Source organism: Parabacteroides sp. AF14-59, from assembly GCF_003479515.1.
GTDB classification, from domain to species: Bacteria; Bacteroidota; Bacteroidia; order Bacteroidales; family Tannerellaceae; genus Parabacteroides; species Parabacteroides faecis.
Genome location: NZ_QUHH01000010.1, coordinates 38,288 through 60,740 on the forward strand (window position 1 = coordinate 38,288; position 22,453 = coordinate 60,740).

Annotated in this window: 11 protein-coding genes; 1 reads left to right on the top strand and 10 read right to left on the bottom strand. The window is 45.4% G+C overall.

Features of this window, described 5'->3' with window-relative positions; genetic code table 11:
* Positions 1-57 precede the first annotated feature (57 nt).
* The 10 genes from DWW23_RS12440 to DWW23_RS12485 all read right to left on the bottom strand — a co-directional run bounded on the left by DWW23_RS12440 (position 58) and on the right by DWW23_RS12485 (position 21,610).
* The gene (locus tag DWW23_RS12440) at positions 58-3,042 is read right to left on the bottom strand and encodes a glycoside hydrolase domain-containing protein (protein ID WP_122353615.1); all 2,985 of its coding nucleotides are present in this window, start codon (positions 3,040-3,042) and stop codon (positions 58-60) included.
* A 317-nt stretch (positions 3,043-3,359) separates the two neighbouring features.
* Positions 3,360-6,191, bottom strand: coding sequence for an NPCBM/NEW2 domain-containing protein (locus DWW23_RS12445; RefSeq protein ID WP_122353706.1), 2,832 nt, complete (start codon positions 6,189-6,191; stop codon positions 3,360-3,362).
* 77 nt (positions 6,192-6,268) lie between these two features.
* Positions 6,269-7,504 (bottom strand): glycoside hydrolase family protein, encoded by a 1,236-nt coding sequence (locus tag DWW23_RS12450; protein WP_122353616.1) that lies wholly within the window; start codon positions 7,502-7,504, stop codon positions 6,269-6,271.
* Complete coding sequence (locus tag DWW23_RS12455) at positions 7,501-10,224, bottom strand: GH92 family glycosyl hydrolase (protein WP_187576540.1); 2,724 nt, start codon at positions 10,222-10,224, stop codon at positions 7,501-7,503. The genes DWW23_RS12450 and DWW23_RS12455 overlap by 4 nt, the downstream gene beginning before the upstream one ends.
* A 120-nt stretch (positions 10,225-10,344) precedes the next feature.
* Positions 10,345-12,321, bottom strand: coding sequence for a glycoside hydrolase family 97 protein (locus DWW23_RS12460; protein WP_122353618.1), 1,977 nt, complete (start codon positions 12,319-12,321; stop codon positions 10,345-10,347).
* Between the two features lie 198 nt (positions 12,322-12,519).
* Positions 12,520-14,670, bottom strand: a complete 2,151-nt coding sequence (locus DWW23_RS12465; RefSeq protein WP_122353707.1) for a TIM-barrel domain-containing protein — start codon at positions 14,668-14,670, stop codon at positions 12,520-12,522.
* A gap of 59 nt (positions 14,671-14,729) precedes the next feature.
* Entirely contained in the window at positions 14,730-16,439 is a 1,710-nt protein-coding gene (locus DWW23_RS12470; protein WP_122353619.1) for a RagB/SusD family nutrient uptake outer membrane protein, read from the bottom strand.
* 19 nt (positions 16,440-16,458) lie between these two features.
* Positions 16,459-19,830, bottom strand: coding sequence for a TonB-dependent receptor (locus DWW23_RS12475; protein WP_122353708.1), 3,372 nt, complete (start codon positions 19,828-19,830; stop codon positions 16,459-16,461).
* A gap of 192 nt (positions 19,831-20,022) precedes the next feature.
* A complete protein-coding gene (locus tag DWW23_RS12480; protein ID WP_122353620.1) occupies positions 20,023-21,003 on the bottom strand; it encodes a FecR family protein in 981 nt (326 codons plus the stop codon).
* Positions 21,004-21,067: 64 nt separating this feature from the next.
* Positions 21,068-21,610 (bottom strand): RNA polymerase sigma factor, encoded by a 543-nt coding sequence (locus tag DWW23_RS12485; RefSeq protein WP_221267776.1) that lies wholly within the window; start codon positions 21,608-21,610, stop codon positions 21,068-21,070.
* Between the two features lie 271 nt (positions 21,611-21,881).
* Between DWW23_RS12485 and DWW23_RS12490 the strand changes: the two genes are divergently transcribed.
* A complete protein-coding gene (locus DWW23_RS12490) occupies positions 21,882-22,106 on the top strand; it encodes a helix-turn-helix domain-containing protein (RefSeq protein ID WP_122353622.1) in 225 nt (74 codons plus the stop codon).
* Positions 22,107-22,453: the final 347 nt, after the last annotated feature.

The following is a 22,453-nucleotide window of genomic DNA, read 5'->3' on the forward strand; positions in this document are numbered from 1 at the left end:
TAATTCATTTATATATAAGGAGTACATTCCGGATAAATTATACTATGTCGGAAGACTTTATTTCACAATAATTAATAGTCCCTTGCCTTTGGGTACAACCATTTCATCACCGGGTCTCCAACTGGCTTCCTGTTGGAAATTCTCGACAGAGGGAGCATGTAATGTCACTTTAGAAGCATCCAGACCGAGTTTAGCCCAATCGATGGAAAGCGTTACTTTCGCATCTGTATCTTCCCAGGTTGCCAATGAGATCAACGTCTTATCTCCCATATGACGGTAAACGGTAGCCAACGTCTTTTCACTGTTTGTCTTCACCGGATTATCTTTCACCCAGTAACCGATCATTTCGCTCTTTTGCATACCGAATGAATCCCACAATTTCCATAACGGTCCGTTATCCACACGGGGACTACGTCCTGTCATTCCATACAGCATACCGCGCCACGGGTTACCGCCACCTTCCAGCATTTCCCCCATCAGACCGTAAGGGATACCTGAAACCTCTATCAACCAGAACTCGGGAGGATAATCATAGTTGAAATACTCACCGAACCACAGGCGATCGAGATAAGGAAAATGTTCGAGATAAAGATTCGCACTATTGGCAAAACCATCCCTCGGATTATACTGGTTCGCCGAATGCAGGTCGATCATCGCTCCCAGATTCGAACGATTCAGTATCTTACGGATGCGTTTCATCGTCATACGGTCGAACGCCAGGTCGTCGATATACAACCCGTCGATACCGACGTGCCGAACCAGCCAATCCAGACCCTCCAGATAATAATTGTGCCAGCGGGAAACACCGCTGTTAACGATTGCCGCATCTTTCAGATGAGGCACAAACCAGGCACCTATATAATTCGGATCCAGATGTTCCTGCAACCAGGAGAAGCCTCCGCCGGGCCCCTCCGAAAATATTTCATTCCCCAAACTGCGCAAAGCGTACATCTCCACACAACTATTAGACAGTTCACGCACCGTATTATAAATTTTCACCTTCATATCCCGTGCATGAGCACCGTCGATATAAGCTTTCATCTCCTTTGTCCGCAGGAACGGATAGTTAATAAAAGGATTGATGCCGTTTGCATGATGTATATTAATCACATTAGCACCCACCTTTTCAACCTTCTCTATAAAATCATAACTATGATAGTAGCGTTCACGCCATTGCTTATCCGTGTCGATCGTACGGAACGGAGTAATAGCCACATTGAAATAATAGTACAACTTATCGCCTTTCTTCACCTGCCGCTTACCGGAATAAGCATTGATGCGTGTCCCGTCGGCAGCCTGATTGATATCGATACCTCCGTTCCCGTTGTTACACCAGGAAACAGGCATGTGCAACGGTTTCTGGTGGTAGAAGTTCGTATTCAACGGACGTTCGTATGTATCGTCATAGAAACGGATCTGAAGTCCGGCGTTGACATCTCCTATCCACGGTCCATCCTGATTTTTTTCCACATCCCATTTCCAACGGATATCTTTCGGACAATAACCGCCTTTTTCACCCAACCCCATCATATAACGGCCAATACCGGAAGCCAGATGGGTTCGCAGGCCGATATCTTCCACAGCCGCATCTTCGCGGGCAACCAGAGTCACTTTATATTCGATATTTCCATCCGATTCCATCTTTCCTTCCAGATCCATCAGGAAACGACTGTTCTGATTCAGAGCCTTCCAGGCAATAGTTCCCTGTTTATGTTTCGTAATCTCAAAATTCAGGTTCTCCCACGCACCGCCGTCAGCAGCCAGTTCCATCGGGGCTGCCAGTATGGAACGGCCGTCGCTGCCGATGCCGGTCATCGTTTCTTTAAAATAACTGGTAATATTTGCAGGCAAGCCTAAAGGAGAGAGCGTCACTTCACGTCCCAGGCAACGAATGGTTTTATCCTTCAGTACCAACGGTGTATAGGGGGCGATCACTTCATCGTCAAAACCGATCTGTGAGTTCAGCCAGCGCAGGCGGGAATGACGCCAGGGTTCGTTGTCCCCATGATCGGCAATCACATTCTCCGAAACATTCAAAGCGACCTGTACCGTTTTAGTTTCCGCATTCGCTGCAGACACGGTTACTGTTCCCTGATAAGTTCCCGCAGAGAGATGTTCCGGCAGCTGGGTTCCGATCCATAAGGCCTGGACCTTCCCTTTATCCACCGAACAGTTCTTTTTGAAGACAGTACCGGTCACATCTGTCCCTTCCGTATTGAAGCAAGTGAAAGAAGAAGCCGGGATTTGTTCGCCCGTCGCCGCATTAGCCAGACCGGAAAAGTCGACATGCAGGTTCTCCACATTGGAACGGGCCGCCCATACTCCCAACTGGAACACATAATATTCGCCTTTATCTGCCTGCCCGGTGAATCGGTCATGACGGTCTTCCTCAATCCATTTATAGGGAATATCGGTAGTCATGCGGATCGGATATTTCCGGTCTTCGGTAAACAGGATATACTTCCCGGAAGGATGTTCTTTCAACAATCGGGCAGTCTCTGCTGCCGTTGCGATCACCTCCATCGGGTAGAAGCTGTTCAACTGATCAATCGCCTGGAATTGCACCACCTTAGCCGCAGGCAACGAAGGGGCTTTCTTCCCTGACAACTTATTCTTCTTCATCCACTCGGGTGAAGCCGTATTTTCAAAAGGAGGGTAATCGACGGTCGGATAATAACGACTGCCGCTCATCACATTCTTCAGGTAATAAATATAATAGGTTCCCGGAACGGTCTGTGGCTGGAAAGCGATTTCTCCTTTCTCCCGATTCACCGTAAAGCGGCAAACGTTCGTAACCTGCTTCCCGGTAGCTGCATCCACAACGATCAGGTTCTTATCTTCCGGATTCAGATCGCGGCGACGCCATTCTACAGTTGCAAGCACTGCGTCTGCCGGCTTCTCCACCGCTACGACAACGCGGTGATTTCCCAACGAGTCAGCATCCCAGGAACCCAAACCATACAGTTCGCTGGCAGGTATGCTCTGAGCTTGCAAGCCTCCGAAGGTTAACAAACCCAACAAAGTAAATAGTAATTGTTTCATATACTTAGTATTTAAGATTCAAATCCGGCTGACCAGTATCATAAGTGCCTTATAAAAGTGTTTATCCTCTGCTTACCGGATAAACTTTTCTTTCGATAATTCTATTCATCAAAGATAATAATATCTTCTTAAGTTGCTTATGCAAAACTTATTATCATTTACTTTTTGTTGGCGGAATAGCTGTTTCAACTCCTTTTGCACTACTATTCCGACGGTGCTCACATACATATGTAAAAGGGACCAGGACTGCGTATCAGTCCTGATCCCTTTCATTCTATCACAATATAAAATATATGACGTTGAAAAAACAAGGTAAATTATTTTTCAACCACCAGCCATGTATTTCCTCGGGCGGGAATAGTCACCTTGATATCTACCGTATAGTCTCTGTTCAGCTTATAGGTAACCGGAGCATTCTCTTTCTCCCTGATCTTCGCCACATCGGAGAGGCCGGTGTAATAAAGCGGAAGCTGGATGGTACGGGTGATAGCCTGGTCGGTCGGGTTGAACAACAAGGCAAAGCCTTTCTCCTTTCCTTGCGGATCGACATGCATAAAGCCATCCCAGTCACGTCCGTCGGCACGGCGCAGGTGAATCAGTTCGCTGTTCAGGATATTCCGGTATTTCTTGTACCAGTCGATCACCTCCACCACGGCAGCTTTCGTCTCCGGGGTATCGTACAAACGGGGACCACGGTAACAAGCCTGTACACCGGCCCCATAGTTCTGGATCATGTGTGCTTTATAGTCGGGGATATGATCTTTCAAAGGCTCGAGTGTGGCGGCTGCCCCACCGCCATGATATTGGGTTAGCGGAACGAATGTCCAGCACATACCCGGCAGACGTTCCCACAGGCCGTCGTACATCACCTGGCGTCCCAGAACCAACTGCCGCTCACGCGGAAGCGACCAGTTCACCTCCCGGTAACCGATACCGACCTTCGTCCCACCGTTCAGCATATAACCGAAGTCGGGGATATTCGTATAAATACCTTTCTCACACATCCATTGGTAGAGGTTCACGATCTGCTGGCGTTGTTTCCACTGGGAATCTTTCAAACCCTTATGATGGGCATGGCTGGTCGAAGCACAGACGTTGCCCGGATAAGAGCCGTCGTTCTCAAAGACCGTCATTCCCGTCTTCTCGTAGAAAGAGCGTATCTTGCGGAAATAGTCATACCCCCACTCGCTGGAAAGACAAGGCGAACTACCGAAGATCATGCCTCCGCGCTTTCCTGTTTCCGGGTTGATAACATCCACCTCATCACTGATCCAGCGGCTCGACAGCAGGGAATAACCGCCCAGTTCGATGCCTTTGGAGTTGGCATATTCGGTAAATTCCTTAAACTTGACAATGTTGGCTTCACTCTCATCCTCCATATTCAGTCCGGAGCCGAAACTGAGGATAACCATCTCATAACCGGTCTCCGCACACTGGTCAATAGCCGTCTTCACCACCTTCGGGTCTGACGATACACAATGGAGGAAGATCGGATTCTCGGTCGTCCACGGAGCTATCTTACGGTACATCCGTTTCAGGAAAAGACCTTTCCGGTCACGGTCGTCGCTGTCGAAAGGCATCAGCCAGGTGCGGAAACTCCTGAACTTGCCACCGGCAGCAATATCTTCATCCGGTCCCATCGGGAGCTTTACCTCCAGCAGGCAAGGGGTGAGCAAGGGATAGTTGCACTGGGAAGTATAGCGCGGGTCGGTATTCCAGAACTCGGTCCGATCGGCTTCCCGCTCGGTAAAGCCCAGGAACGCCCAGTCACTTTCGACATGGATATTGGGTTTCAGGAATTGTTCGGGACGCTTGGCTTCCACCGGAGACTCGGGTTCCGCCATAGCCAACTGCTCCAGCGTAAATTCGTCGAGCGTAATACGCATGTCGCTTGTATTCTCGATCTCCATCCATTTACTGATGCAAGGGATGCCGTCATAGAGGGCGTAGTTGAGTTTCACCTTTACCCCTTTCAGGTAGTCCGGTCCTTCGAGATAGAAAGAGAGTACCTTCCCGGTCGTTTCACCCGGCTTCACCAGCGACCAGCGTTTGTTCGCCCAGTCGATACGAGGTGCCAGTTCGGTAATATCGAATCCTGTCACCCGGAACGAGTTCGGCAGGATGGTCAGGCTGTCGATCCATTTATATTGGGTATATCCGTATTCGAACTGCCCGTCGAGGCCGCCCAACGTATACACCTTATCGTCTATCTTCAGAATACCTTCATTGCTGACGGCACGCAGCATGCTTTCACCGGTCATCTGATTGATCAGGTCGACCGTTGCCAGGTTCGGGTAGACACGGAAAACACGGCTTACCAGGCCGTTGGAAAGGACAATATCTTTTCCGTTATGCGTCTGGAAGATACCGGCTTTCACCCCTTTGGCATCGAGCAGCCAATCCTTCCCGGGACGTGCCACCGGCAGATCGATAACCGGTAATGTGGCGATCTTATTACGTAATTTCTTTTCCACCGCTGCCGGCATCGTTTCGACAGCTCCTTTATAATCGGCATTAACCAGCGATGGTTTGATCTCGTTGTAAGAGAAGACCGGCTCGATCCAGTCGGCATGGTCGCCGCTTACACCGTCTCCGCCATCTTCCACGATCAGCTCCAGGACATCCACCCCGGATACGTTCAACGATACTTCACGGGCTTTCTCACCTCCACGAACCATCCCGCTGTTATACATCTCTTTCCCGTCACCTACCAGACGGAAGACAACACTCCCTTTCCCCAGGGAACCGTCACCGGAACCTACTCCGACAAACTGTTTCTTCCCTCCGGTACCATCTGTCCGGTAGAACAGCATCGTCCCGTCCGTCATAGGTATCTTACTGAAATCTTCTTTCCTGTAATCGAGCGAACGATCGTTCACCCCCACCTTGCAAGTAAATTGGGAGGTGTTGTTACGCAGGCTCAGTTTGATCTTACTGTTTGCCTGTACGCCGACTCCTTGTTTAAACTGTTCACCGGCTATCGTCAACGCTTCGCCGGTAACTGCCGCATTCTTCATAGGCGAGCCGTACTGCTGATAGGCAAGAGATAAATCCATCTCCGGCAAGGAGAGGGTATTCTGGGCGTTAGCAGTCAGCCCGGATAAGAAAAATCCTCCCAGAAGGAGAAATAAAGAGATTGTCTTTTTCATGGTAAAATTCAACATATGTATAAGTCCCCCAAAGATACTCAAATATATATCCGGCGACCTTATGATTAATAATCGTTTTATTTCCCTGTCATCCGTTTCAGCGGGATCTGTACATTAAAACATCCTCCGTCCGTACGTGGATTGACATCGACAACTGCACAGGCAGCGTATAATATCAAAGGATTCCCCTTATCATCCAACAATAGTTGCGGACGTTCCAGACGGTCTACCCGAATAGTATCGCCGGAGTCCAGTATCAACTCTTTTTTGAGGAACCGGGAGTGCTCAGGCAGCAACCAGTCGATACCGTCTTTCGAATACATCAGGGCCAGAGAAGGCTCTCCTTTCGTGAACTTCCCGGTAAAGTCCTTGAATATGGCATAAAAGAGTTTGTCGGTCTGATTATACCAGACATAAGGATCTTCGGCAGATAACTTCTCGCCACCTGTCGTCTCTACGGTAAATATCTCCCGGTCGAGGGGGACGAACGGCCCCACCGGCGAATCGCCGATAGCCACCCCGTGCACACCTCTCCAGGTAGGGTCATAGATATTCCCTTTGAAATAAAGCAGATATTTCTGATCGGAAGGACGATAAACGACCGAAGGATTCACTACGATAATATTATCCGGCAACGGTTTCGTTCCCTCGGGGGAAGGGTCTACGATAGCATCCTGTTTCACCCGGGTTCGGGGTATCAACAAAGGCCTGTCGAAATGAGTATAGTCTCCTTTCAACAGGCGATCGAACGACTCGAACTCTATTACCCCGATTTTCAGCCACTGCTGGATACGACTACGCCGGTCGAGCTCACCGGAAGAACATCGTATGGGAACCTGTCCTGCAGGATCAGTTCCTCCGATATAATACAGATAATATTTACCGTTGAACCGCCGTATATGCGGGTTATGGACTGTCTGGGCATCCCATGATGAGGTATCGGGAGCATATCCGTCCGGATTCAGGAAGAACCCGAGGAAACGGAAACCGCCGTCGGGCCTGTCGGACACGGCAAGTCCCAGTTTTGAACCCAATACCCAGGCATCGGAAAACTTATAAGTACCCGTCTCAAACCCGGTAAAAACAAGATAGTATTTACCGTCTTCCCCTTGAATAGGTGATGCCCCCCAGACAAAATGCCCGTCCACCTGAAAGCAGGAATGCCCGGTCACCCAGGAACTATCAGCCGATATGATCCGTAGACCTACCGCCTCCGACTGATACCGACAGTTCTCTTCCGGAGACAAAGACCGGCAACCGCTACCCAGTAGCAACCCGGTCAGTGCTATAATGAACAAACTTTCTTTCTTCATCGTCCCCAATCCTTATTCGGCGTATCGCCCAACCACAACTCCAACAATCCTCCGCCAGAAAAGACAGCGTGAGGTATCTGATAAGAATTATACTCTTTCCCGTTCAAACAAGCACGCTGTATGTAACAATTTGCCTTCGAGTTATTGTATGTCTTTATTTTAAAGGTTCCTCCCTGATAGTAATCGGGATCCAACGAGATGGTCACTTCGTCAAATACAGGGCTTGTTATATCATATTGCGGATCGCGGGCAGAACCACCATCCAACGCAAACAATCCGATCGCCATCAGAGAGCTTACTCCCCCCATCTGTCCCTGGTCCTCATCATGTCCGCCATATCCTCTGTCGGGAGTTACCGCCCCATAAGCCTGTTCTTTCACACGACGCACCCAGTATTGGGTCAGCCAGGGTTTTCCGGCATGCGAGAAGACATGGGCGTTGGAGCATCCGGGTTGGTTCGCATAACTGACATAGCCACTCCCATATCCATAGACGAAATCCGTCGATTCCGACTCCCTGAAAGCAAAGTCCAGCTTATTGCAAAGACTGTCGTTTCCTCCCATCATCTTTGCCAATGCGGGGATATCGTGCGAAAGCCCGAACGTAGCCTGCCAGGCGTTTGCCTCTATATATCCGTTGCCGCTTAAAGGATCGGTATGTACCCATTCGCCGGCAGCATTCTTCGGCAGGATCAACCCCAGTTCCTTATTGAAGGAAGCCGGCCAGCCTGTAGCCCGTTTACGGAAGTAATCCGAATCGCTTTTCTTTCCCAGTTTAGCAGCCATTTCAGCCAAAGCCCAGTCCTCAAAAGCCCACTGGATAGTCAAGCCAGCATTACCGGGACAATATCCGTTACGTACATAAAAGTCCAGTTCCTTATCCATACCCAATGCCAGCATTCCTCCTTTGGAATGGTTCCGTTTCATTGCTTTGAAAGCCTTTCGCGAATCCCATTTCCGGACAAGTCCTTTCTGAAAAGCACTCGTGATAAGAGAGGTTGCCGGACATCCGGTCATTATATACGAATATCCGCCGGCACAAGGTCCGCGAGGAAGCAAGTTTCCATTGGCATCATATTCCAGCAAAGAAGCGGCAAAATCATCCAGTACGGAAGGATAAGCCAATCCCCAAAGTGTATTTAGATTCCACTGTGTCAACCAGAACGCATCTGAGTTGTACATATGATGTTTCACCTTTCCCTGTCCGTCCTTCGCCAACTGACGCACATGGAAACGGATATTTTTCGTCTGTGCCCCTTCCCGGGTTCCATCCGTATAATCCGGATATTCGCCGTTGGCATCATCCAGTTTATGCCTTCCCAGTAAAGAGTGCCATAAGTCTGTATAGAACTTCATCTGCTGGTCATGACTGCCTCCTTTTACGTCGATTCGGCCCAACCATTCATTCCATTCCTGCTGGGATGCCTGTCGTACCCGGTCAAAATCCCAATGGTCGCAATCCTGCTTCAGGTTATCCCAAGCATTCTCCGTGCTCACATAAGAGATAGCGACCTTCATCTGTAACTGTTCTCCCGGCTGTACCCGATAATTCGCTTTCACGCCGGAAACAGGAGCGTCATGGTAACTCATTCCGGGATTTCTCGGAGTACTCTCTTTTGCCCCTTGCAACTCATTTATGTCTTTGAACTGTTCCGAACCTACCCACCCGTCCAGTGATTGGAAAGGAGTATCGAAGGTAATGGCAAAATAGATCCTGACCACATCGGGACCACCCCACAGTCGTCCGGTCGTATCAAAATAGCCTTCCACACCATCATTTCCTTTTTTATAGACGTGCGCATTTACCATGGTCGAAGTACCGACATAACCACCCAGATTCAACAATATATCGGCCAGATTCTCTTCCGTATAAGTGAACCGGTAGAAACTGACACGATCGGTAGCCGTTTGTTCTACCCATACGTTATATTTATCCAGAAAAAGCCTGTGATAGCCCGGCTGGACGATCTCTCCCTGATGTAGGAAAGGAGATTTCCAGGACTGTTCCCCACCTGTCGGATCCACCTCTCCCGTCACCGGCATCACCGTCAACCCGGAAAGCATCCAGCAATGGATCTGCGGAAAACCCAAAACTTCCGAAGAGTTATAATTGTAACCGCCTCCGTATTGATTTTTATTTCTTGTCAGCGGTGCAGCGCCTATCATCCCGTATGGCTGATTTCCTGTGATAAAGAAGAAGTAACGTCCCCGGGCAGTCTCGATATAAGGATTGACCCAGGATACATGATCCGTATAATCTTCAGGAGAAGGAAAGACCTCGATCTCCGATAGTCCCACCTGTGTACCGGCAGCATCCGTCACCTCAAATCGTATCCATTCCACCTCCCGCGGTTCAAATTCGACCTCTTTAGGAGTACCGTCGTTCGCCATCCCCCAGACATTGATCTTAGTGCCGTCACTGAAATGCAATACGCCACCGGCAATATGTGCATTCATACTCGGACGGTCATATAAAATAACCTTATCAATGTTCACCGGACGTTCCCAGTCCAGCTGTATCCAGGGGTAGTCAATCTGCCCCCAGAATGTTTCCGTACTGGCAGATACCCACTCTCCTTTCCCCGGTACCCGTATCACTCCGTCGATCGCCTTAACCGCACCATGATCGGCATCGATCGAAGAAGAAGCCGATGCCCGTGCCAGTGGGGCAATATTATAAGGAGTCGCCCGGCATATAGCCGGACAACAACCTAAAAACATAATAAATAGTGATAATAAGTATCTCTTTCTTCCCATATATGCGGTACATGATATTTAATACAAAAATAGGTCTTCATCTTCCTCCCGGAAATAGCAAATAATTGCCTATTGCGTGGATTATTATTGCTTACCGCTTACGGATATGCGTGCCACAAAACCTCCTCCCGACATTAGTTCTTCCTTTATTCGCTGTCCGGAACGTATTTTACTCTTCTTTACCCCGATCTGTTTCCGGTTACCGGGAGTATCCGAGGCTATTTCCATATGATATTTACCTTTTGGCAAGAAATCCAGCTTTGCATCAAATGTCCCGGCGGTCTCTCCGTTGAGAACGGTCAGATACCAGACATCTCCCTTTCTCCGTGCTAAAGCAGCCAGTTGCCCGATCTCGCTTTCCGGCAACACGATTGTCTCATCCCAGGTCACCGGGACGCTTTCTATGAACGATCTACCAGGGCACGACAGCATATCTTCCATGTCTGCCGCAAAGATCAACATCGGAGAAGTGAACATATAGATCGATGACAGTTGGTGGCCAAAAGTTACGGACGGATGACAAAAACCACGGAAATTCAAAGGTGTATAGTCAGCCGGACCTACCAGCCAACGGGTAAACGGCAATACCGTATTATGATAAGGCCAAGGCGGACCCGGAGCCCAGCTATTCTCTCCGCCTACACATTCCAGCCCTCTTACTGCTTCTTTCGCCAGTAAGTTCGGATAGGTATACGAATCACCTGTCGGTTTATTCACGCCGTGAAAGATGACCATTAATTTTTCTTTGGCTGCAGCTTTCAGAATATCTTCCATCAGATTGACCGTAAAGACATTCTCCGTATGGAAGAAGTCTATTTTCAGACCTTTCACTCCTACTTCCGCACACTTCTTCATAAAATCGGTACGCTCTTCCGCATCTACCAGACCCACATCGGATTTAAAACCAAACCGGGGAGACGAAGAACGCCATACCCAGATATCTACATTCTTTGCTTTGGCATAATCTACCAGGTCTTTCAACATCTCCCACTTGGTTCGTCCGTTTGCCTCTTTTTCCGTTTGCTGCCACAACTCCCAGCCGTCGTCTACCACAACAGACTCAATACCCAGTTCGGCACATCCGTCCACATATTTTTTATGATTGGCAACACTCAGCCGATCATTGCCTTCCACCAACCAGGTAAAGGTCGCTCTGCCCGGTTTGATCCAATCGGTCTTTGCCCCGTCAGGGAAAAGCGTTTTATCCGGTTGGTCGGATACCTGAGCGATAATCCGGTTGTTCACCAGACCATTCAGATCTTTTGCCAGCATAAGAACGCGCCAGGGAGTCACGATTTCCTGACTCTGCTCTTTCGGAGATACAATCCACGGGACATTACGAACTTCTTCATGCCAGAATTTTGTAGGTGGAAGGCCAGTTATTATCCCCGTTTCCATATGCCCTTTATTCTCTACATAACCGAATTGTACCTTGTTCGGAGCTGTTCCAAATAGTACGGCTCCATGATAATTGAACAGATTCGCTTCCGTGATCGCTGCATAAATCCCATTCGGCAGATGGAAAGTGGCAGGCGGAGCCAGTAGTTCACCTTCTATACGGTCGGTCTCCCGCTCCTGGTACTCTTGTAACCAGCCATATTGGAAAGGGCCGCTGGCATACCAGACTTTCGTCTGTGACGGAAAAATAAATGATGTTTCCTCTCCGTAAATACAGACTGGTCCCTCTGCCGGAACACGGTAACGCAAGGCGATACCGTCCTGAAATATTCGGATATCCATATAAAAACGGCTTCCGTCGGCTTGCTGTAACTCATAGACAAGCGTATTATTTTCCTTTTTTTCCTTGTTAAGCAGCTGAACGTCTTTCCCCAGCTGACGGTGGTCGACATTCAGCCCCAAAGGGGCTTCCCGGATAACTGGATTTTCCTCATAAGAGACATCCAGCACCAATTGCTTATCGGCATTCGCCTCTACTTTCAACTTTACCGGGGTAGCACCAGACATGGCATCAACCCCCTCTGCATCCTTCCCTTTTACGAGCTGATCAACACTCAGTAAAAGCAATGCTATCACTAAAATTTTCGATACATGATTATTCATCTCAAGTTATATTAGGGTTCCAAACTTTGAAATGGTAAAAATAGGAAACAATCCGGTTGAGACTTTTATAAAATACGAGATTTATTTTGCATAATCCGGGATTAGGGAAACCTGTTTCACCACCGCCCTAATCCCGGATATAGATGTTTTATAATTTGCAGCTCTGGTCACCGACAGACTATTAGCAGTTGTCGATACTCACTTGACAGTCATAAAGCGGAAATTATAATCACTGAATGACCAGACTTTAGCCCCTTCAGGAATGACAGTTCTTCCCGTTTTATTTCCATCCGCATCTACATCCACTTTCAGAACGATACGGGAGAAGTCTCCTTTCTCATAGTCAAAACTTTTCCCGTCATCATCATACAAATTATAAGAAGAAGCTGCTTTGCCATAATGACGTACTTCCAGCGGCAGTTTTTCATCCTTCACCTTTGTCACGACCGGCCATAGAGGAATAATACCTCCATCTTTCACATATACCGGAATTTTTGACAACCCGGGAGAAACTGTTATCCCCTCTCCTTCTCCAGCAAACTCTCCTGTATAGAAATCATACCATTTACCTTGCGGCAGGATCACCTGACGTTCTTTCTCACCTGCAAACAGAGGGGCGACAAGCAGGTTCGGACCTACCATAAACTGGTCCTTCACCTCTTTCCTTACAGCCATCGCATACGGATTGGCTGTCGCATCCAACACCCCTTTTTCTGTTTGGGCATCCGCCTGATAACCTTCTTCCAGATTCATGGCACGAACAGGAGGTATTCCTTCAAAAGCATAATCGGCAAAAGCCGTATAGAGGTAAGGGATCAGTTGCATACGTAATTTTGCAATCTCATTCACCTCATCCGTCACATCCGAGAACGACCAGGGCTTTGTTCCGTCTGCCCAGGCATTCAGCATTGCCAAAGAAGAAAAACAAACCGTCTGCATACGACGCAACCACTCTTCTGAAGTCTTAGAAGCACGCACCTCAGGAGTCCACAAAACTCCGATAAACGAACTATTAATCAATGCTGTAATAAAATCTTTATGATTATAATAGTCATTATAAATTACATACGGATAAGAAGACGTTCCTGCATTACCGGCACGAACCAGTCCGTATGTCCGTTCATTCCGTTTATGATACATTTGCGTGGTTATATCCTGCATCAGGGAACCGTAAATCTGACGTATTTGTTCGGCTGGATGTCCGGATGGGAAGGTTGCAACATCAGGCCAAAGCCAAGAATCGAAGCCATCGTTTTCATCCATCTTATATCCGCTAACGCCTTTATCCAGCTGGTGCTTTTCAAAATGTTCCGTCATGATCTTTTTTGCTTCCGGCATTGAATAATCGGGAACGATACCACACCAGACAGTATGGGAGCCGGTATAGGGTTCTATTTTATCATACAGTTCTCCATCAGGAGATACATATGGGTTTATCCAGACATTTGTTTTGATATTCTTATCATTCAATCCATTCACAAAGCCTTCCGGGTCCGGGAAACGTCCCTGATCCCATTCATAGGTACAAGGATATGAACGGCTCATCCAGCCAGGTTCAAGGCCAATCACACTCAGAGGAAAACCACGCTTTTCAAATTCGGCAACTTCATCATTCACATCCTTATCAGAAAATAAGGAAGGTACGCGATGCCAGAATCCTAATCCCCATCGGGGCGGCAATGTTCCTCCCCCGTTATAGAGGTTAAAACGGCGTACCACATCTAACATCGTCGGTCCGCCGAAAAGAATGACTTCAACACCATCTGACGGTACCAGAAACTCCAGATTATCCGAATAAGGCTGAGCTTCCCAATTCTTATCACTATTCCGGTCTCTCACAACCGGAGGATTTTTACTGTCTTTACGCACGGAAGTACCCACCCATACATCTATATAACGGGCTGAGTTGATTAATGCACCATACCCCCGGGAAGAGACAAAGAAAGGAACAGGTGCATGCGTACGGCCATCGTCCTTACCACCATAATGGTCCACATGTAAACGCATGATACGCCCTCTCTGTTCTACCGTTTTAAAATTCAATCCTAAACCAAATATCTTTTCCCCTTTCTCCAGCGGAAAACGGATATAGGTCTTTCCGTCGATCTGCTCAAAACTGATATCCTCTTCAGATACCGGCAGTGAAACATCTCCCATCTTTCGGATAGCATCCAACTTCGGAGTTATGTGTAATTCACTCAATAAATTAACCTTCTCAGGCGTCCCGACAGAAATATTCCATACTCCAGCCGCTTTTTCTTGCCATTCTACTCCAGTCTTTTTCTCTGTAGAATGATTACATGCACTTAGAAAACCAAGTACACAAATTAGTGTCAGGTATCTTCTCATTATACTACATATTTGATAAGAAGGCAGGAACGCCGTCCCCGCCTCCATAATTATTAAAATCAATCTAACGGATTGAATGTTCCGCCGCTCCATCCTTGTGTCTGCTCCATCTTGGAGTTAGTTTCCAGATATTTGTTCGGTATGGCATAAAAATAATAGTTATCTTTAAAATCGATTGTAAACTTCTTATCCAGAACAACCAATGAGTCTCTGAAGTAAGTGCCATAATCATTCTCAAAGTCAACCGTATCCTTTATTTTATTGAATTCTTCTTCAGGAATATTCAGTTTTGGCTGAACGCCGTGACGAACTTTACCATTCAATTCCGAAGCAAACATACGTCTGCGCCGCAAATCCCAATAACGTTTTCCTTCAAAAGCCAGCTCGATCTTTCTTTCAAGCATGATTGCATCAATCATCTGATCCGATGTCATCCCCTCCTTCAAACCATACATTCCATTATTTCCGGCAAGTATTCCTGCCCTCTCTCTGATCGCTTTCAAAACAGCGTAAGCTTCATCTGTTCTGCCTAACATAGCTGCACATTCTGCATAGTTCAACAACACTTCAGCATAACGGATTTCGATCCAGTCCGTACTGCTTCGTTCCGTATAATAGGGTGTGTAAGACGGATCGACAGCCTTTCTGCAATAAAATCCTGTTGCAGTTGGCATATTTAATTCAGCACCAACGTAAGTCCACTGCTTTCTTCCGCTTTTACCGCTTAATTCCCATGTGCAACTATTATATGCAACTGTTGTTTTAAACCGCGGATCACGGTTTTTCCAATATAGAACAGGATCATAGTCCTTCGATTCTGAAATAGGTACTCCTGTAACCATCGGATAAGACTCAACCATTTCCAATGTCGGATGATTTGCTCCCGCATGATTCTGTGCCTCAGAAATTGGACGTGTAGATGCATTCCAATAATTTACAGCACCCGGTTCCTGGTATCTGCGTCCCCAAACGACTTCTTTGTTCATTTCATCATACCACAAATTCTCGTAACTGGGGTATAGGCCATAGCCATTTGCTTCCAGTTCTTCTTTTGCTTGTTTATTCACCTTATAGGCAGTTTCCCAACGATCGGTATGATTATCCGGATTAAACTGCGGACTTGCATAATACAACAACACACGTCCTTTGAATGCAAGTGCAGCAGCCTTAGTAGCCCTGCCGAGATCATCACCAGTCCAGATCCAAGGTAAATTTTCATAAGCATAATCCAGATCCTGCAGGATAATATCTATACATTCGGAGGTTTTATTACGAGTCACCAACAGATCATCCGTCAGTTTCTGTGGTCTGAGGATCATCGGCATACCTCCGTAAACGCGTACCATACCGAAATAGCGCCAGGCACGCAAAATAGAGGCCTGTGCTTTCAGGTTGGTACAAGTCTCAGCATCTATAGCCGGATTATCTTCCAGTTTCTCAAATAACAAGTTGATATTACGGATACAGCCATAGTACCAATAATCCACAGATGCAGTCGTCAACTGACCATACAGATAAGCATCCCCTCCTTCTGACTCATCCGAATAAGCTGAAAAATAGGGGATAGCGGCATCAGCATCTCCATCTGCTTCTCCATCCCATTTGGGCAGATTCCTTTCATATAACCGGTTCAGATAAGCAGTCGCATACTTAGCATCACCCCACACCTGGTCGTCCGTAACGGCAGACAAATCTTTTTTATCAAGGATATCTGAACATCCCATACTCACTGTTAATAATGAGCCGAATAAGAAATATTTTACATTCATACTATTGTGCATTATTAAATTAGAAACTAAGGTTCACACCGAAAGAATAACTTCTCATTAGAGGATATGCCCTGATGCTTGAATTTTCAGGATCATAATATTTCATTTTATTTTGCAGCAGACATAAGTTGTTGCCTGTCAGGAAGAACTTCAGCTGGGCAACACCTAATTTGGTCAAAACAGATTTAGGTAAAGCATACGCCAGATTCACATTCTTCAAACGCATGAAAGAGCCGTCACGTACCCAGAACGTCGATTCTTCACCTGCCGCATTACGGGATGCACGCGGAAAAGCAGCATTCACATTCTCCGGAGTCCAGTGGTCAGTCCAGAAGTCGAAATTCGTTTCCTGCGGCCGTGCCTGCGCACCTCTCATATCGATCATAATATCATTACCAGCAACACCCTGCAGGAAAATATCCAGAGAGATCCCTTTCCATGAGCCCCCCAAAGAAATACCATAATTCAAAGGAGGAGTCGTGTGATTAATAATCCAGTCTTTATCGTTATCATCGATCACGCCGTCGGGTTCGTCACTATTGGCGCCACGTAAATCCCGATAATTCAGCATACCCAGTTCCGGTTTTTGTCCGAAAATGGTATAGCCCTCCGGCAGTGCATCCAGATCCGCCTGTGTACGAAGAATTCCTGTTGCGATATATCCCATTTTTCGGTCCGTACTATAACCAATTTCCGACTTATAGGAACGAAGATTTTCTGCCTCATCTTTCGTAATTACCTCATTAACAGCATATCCCAGATTTCCCTTTACATAATATTTGAAATCATCACCGATCTTGTCATTATATCCCAATTCCACTTCAAAACCTCTTGCATCGATAACCGCATAGTTTTCAGACGGCATTTTTGCCCCGAAAGTAGCCGGGACACTGGCGGCACGATCGCCGAGAATGTCATATGTATGTCTGTAAAATGCATCTACGTTTAGTGAAAGCTTATTATTCAGGAAAGTAGCATCAAGACCAAAGTTATACGTCAAAGACTTTTCCCAGGTAATATCCACATTCGGAATTACATCGGCAGCAACACCACTGCTCAATGAACCGAAATAAGCACCGTCCACCAGATTATAACGCTGCATCCATTGCCATCCGCTAACAGCATTCTTGTCTTTCAACACGATACGGTCATTCCCCAGAAGGCCGATGGAGGTTCTCAGTTTCAGGTAATTCATAAACCGTACATTTTCTTTAAAGAATTTCTCTTCCGAAACTCTCCATGCCAATGAAGCAGAAGGGAAGAACCCCCAGCGATTCTTAGGTGCGAAGTTCACCGATCCGTCGTAACGGAAGGAAGCCTCCACCAAATATTTATCATCGTAACCATAATTCAAACGACCGATGTAAGAGATACGTCCCGTTTCTTCTCCCTTTCCGTCAACTGTCGAATTCTTTGAATCCGAACTACCTGCAAACAGCTGATCTACAGCAGATGAGATGAAATAATTTCTTCTTCCGTTAAACCAATCTACAGTTCCTTCCGTCTGCTCATAAACAAATAGTGCTCCTACATCATGTTTTCCGAATTTATTGGCATAAGTGATATAACCATTCAACTGGTAACTATCCTTCGTATCATATTTTTCTTCCAGATAATCACCGTCATTTCTCACCTTAACAAAATCAACTACATCTGTTACAATATGGTTATGGCCGCCGGTCATTTTAAACTCATACAACGAATAAGGACGGTTAAACTGTTTGATAAAAGTATGTCTGTTATACTTGTTGAACAATAGTTTCAAACTCAGTCCTTTTACAAACGGCACATTATATAGCAACGAAATATTCGCTTCATAGTTAGAATATTTCTTTCTGTTATAACCTGTATTATCGCCTAATATCTCCAACGGATGCCATTCTACAAAACTACCTGTCGGCAAGCCATTGACATAAGGAGGAACCTGTCCGGTACGGAACAACAGGGCTTTATACAAGTCATTCATCGTATCATTGTCATTATCATATCTCCAATAAGGTTTATGATCATTCCTTATATCCATATTCAGGTTTAATGTAGCAACCAAATCCTTAGTAATATTTGCTTCGATGTTACTTCTCAGATTATATTTTTTGAAACTAAGATTATCAAAAGATCCGGTTTCATAATAATAGTTACCACCTATAAAATAACGAACACGTTCGTTACCTCCGCTTACATTCAGCGAATGTCTGGTAACCAACGGCTGTTTCCATGCTTCATCCAACCAGTTATAGTTATTTTTCCTGAAATATTCTAATTCATCATCCGTATAATAACTCAAATCTGTTGGATCCACATTTTCCACATCGCGGTTGTGGTTTATAAAAAGAGCCTGGTTATAAGCATTCTGTGTCTCCGGTATTTTAGTAGCATCCGACAAACCGATAGAACCGGTATAGGAAATGACCGGTTTTCCCATTTTTCCTTTCTTAGTCGTAACTAAAACAACCCCGTTAGCTGCACGTGCCCCGTAAATAGCAGCCGAAGCACCGTCCTTCAAAACAGACAAATTCTCTACTTCACTGGCATCCAAACCATCAAAAGCAAATTTATCACGTATGATACCGTCTATTACATACAACGGTTCCGTATCATTCCAGGTACCTTTTGCACGAACCGTCATATCGGAACTGGCTCCAGGTTTACCTCCGGATTGTGTCAGCAATACACCGGCTATTTTACCGACAAGTGCATTCGACAAACTAGAAGCCGGTGTATCCTGTATCTCTTCTGCGCTGACAGAAGAAACTGATCCGGTAAGGTTCACTTTTTTCTGGATACCATATCCAACAACCACCACTTCTTCAAGTTTCTGGGTGTCTTCCAACAGCTTCACATTAACAGGAGAACCGTCGCGTACAGTCACTTCCTGACTGATATAACCGATATAAGAAACCAAAAGACTTTTACCGGAAACATTATCCAAAGTATATTTACCATCAACATCTGTGATCGTTCCGTTCGTAGTACCTTTTTCCACCACGTTGGCACCGATAACCGGTTCTCCATTAGCATCCATAACCACACCTGTGATAGTAACTTTCTTTCCCTGTGCCACAACCGGTATTCCCGGACCATCACTCTTTTCCGCCGGGTTGATCAGGATCAGGTTATTCTCTGTGATCTCATACTTGATCCCTTCCTTTGCAAACAGACGGTTCAGGATCGTTTCGACACTCTGGTCTTTCTCGCGGACAGAAACTTTCTTATCCAGGTTGATTTTTCCACTCTCATAAATAAACCGGAACTCGGACTGGTTCTCTATCAGGAAAAGGATTTCCTTGATGGACTGATTGCTTACGTCCAACGACAACTTCGTCTTTTGGGAATAAACGGTAGCCGAGATATTGAGCGAGAAAGCAATTAAAGCTAATGTTGTCAATCTCATAATAGCGTATACCTTTTTAAGGGCCGGAGACGATTCCGGTCTTGACAAATTAAAAAAATTCATATATTTGTAATTTGATTGTTAGTTAACAATAGTGCTGGACACACTGTGTATTAATGATCAAAAAATAGGACGGGAAGTGTTGCTGCATTTCCCGTTTTTGTGTTTTATGATAGTTTCTTCATAGGCAAATTATTTAGAGGTTATACTTATATTTTTTCCCTTCACGTGATAGGCAATATTACTTAAATGGGACAAAGCCTCCAGTACTTCCGTTATAGTTTCTTCCTGGATAACGCCATTGTAATGTATTTTTTCTCCCAGATTCTTCTGAATAGTGATATTGACATTATACCATCTTTCGAGATATTTACAGACATCCCCTAACGACATATTATCCATATAGAGCTTATTATTCAACCATCCGTAGGCATGAGACAAATCACCATCCAGCTGTTTCAGCTTGTTGGTCCGTTTGTCGAATTCCACCATTTCGCCAGCCTTCATATTCAGTTTGTTAGTGTGATCTCCCAGTTCGATATGCCCTTCCACCAAAGATGCCTGTACGGTCGGATCGTCGGCATAAGCCTTCAGGTTAAAGGTCGTACCCAACACCCTTACCTCCACTCCGTTTGCCATTTTCACGACGAACGGGGTTTTACTTTTCGATACGTCAAAGAATCCTTCTCCCTGGAAACGGACCTCCCGGACTTTCTTTTTCGAATTATATACATAGGTAATATCTGACCCCGAATTCAACTTAACGATCGAGCCGTCGGGTAAGGCTATTTCCGAACGGTTCCCGTAATCAGCCGTCAGACTGACCGAGATATCCTGTTCCTCTTCAAACACTCTACTCAAGGAAAGGACGACCATTAATAAGACAGATGCTGCGATACCCGATAAAGTATAATACATATTATTCAGACGTTTCCGGAAGATATTCTTCTGCCGGTTGATCGTATCGATCTTCTCCCAGGCGCGATCCGTATCGAACAGGCCGATATCCATATAATGTCCGGATTCCTCCCAGATCCTGCGATACCGGTCCAGTTCCTGCCGGTTCGACTCATTCCGGTCCAGCCATTCCTGCAGCACCGGGTCGGTAATCTCTTTCCCACCACTGAGCAGGTAGTCTACTATATGATCGCTTATGAGTCCTTTTCTCTCCATAAATATTCCTTTTATAAGTAAGACACCACAAAACAACAAAGGTCCTATACGGACCTAAAAAAAATTATGCACCCTTTACTTCCAGACACTTTTTCAGTCTCTGAAGGGATACCCATATCTGATTTTTAATTGTCTTGACTGAGATGGATAATTGGTCGGCAATCTCTTTCTGTTTCAGTCCTTTTACACGGTGGAGGAGTAATACCTCTTTACACCTGCCGGGCAGCAGGTTGATACAATCGTAAAGAGCCATGCGGAATTCTTCAGACTCGAGCGGATTTTCCTCATAATAGGGAAGCTGTTCTTCCCGATTTTCCAAAAGTGTTCTGTAATTTGTTTGCGTACGGATATGGTTCAATGCCAGATTTCTCGCCATCTTATACAAGTAGCCGGAAACATTCTCCCCGACCACAATCTTCTTCCGGTTATTCCAAAGCGTAAGAAACAGCTCCTGCACAACATCTTCGGCATCCTCTTTATCCTCCAACAGACGGTACGCATAACAGCACAGGCGGCTGTAGTAACGGACAAACAGCTTATTGTAACTACTGTAATCATCTTTTCCGATTGCAGCAATCAGTTTTTCATCTGTTATAGAGGCATTCAATATATACTAGATTAAATATTTAACATGTAAAGGCAATACTATTTCTTTTCTTACTTTATGCATACTTATCGGAATTAGAATTACACAATAGTCGTTTCCCATTCACAAAATAAACATTTATATTTGAATTCTATTTATTATATTAACATATATTATTTATTCAATAAGATTCCCAAAGAAGAACCTTCGTTTTTATACGCACAAAGATAATAAGAATACATATACGCTCAGCTATTCTCTAAAAGAAATCTTTCTTTAACAAAAAAAGAAGATGACGGAAATAGAAGACTTTGTAATACAGAGAGTAAAACAACTACGAATTGAGAAAGGAATGTCACAAAGAGAATTTGCTGATAACATTAACCTTAGCCAAGGTTTTATCCGTGATTGTGAAAGCCCCCACAAAAGGGCAAAATATAATATAAATCATTTGAATGAAATAGCGAAAGTATTCGAATGCAATTTTAGCTATTTTTTTCCAGACAAGCCTTTTTAATTCTTTTCAAACATCACATTTCAGTCTCCAGGTTGTCTTTATAACTTATCTTTCAAAGCTAACTGAAAGAAGAATGAGATGAATTAACAATGTGATTATTATCTGAAGACATAATGATTTAAAAAACAAATTTTAGGTTTCAATATGTAAGACAATATCTTAATCTGACAACTCAACAATCTGCCGAAAGGTAACTTCCAGGAATCTTATTATCACAATAATTAACAATTTAAACATCTTACTTCCTACTTCCAGTTTGTCTTAAACAAATTTCCACTTCGTTTAAAACGAATATTTTTTTGTTTTAAACGGAATGAAGGTTTATTTTAAACCAAAAACAGTGTAAA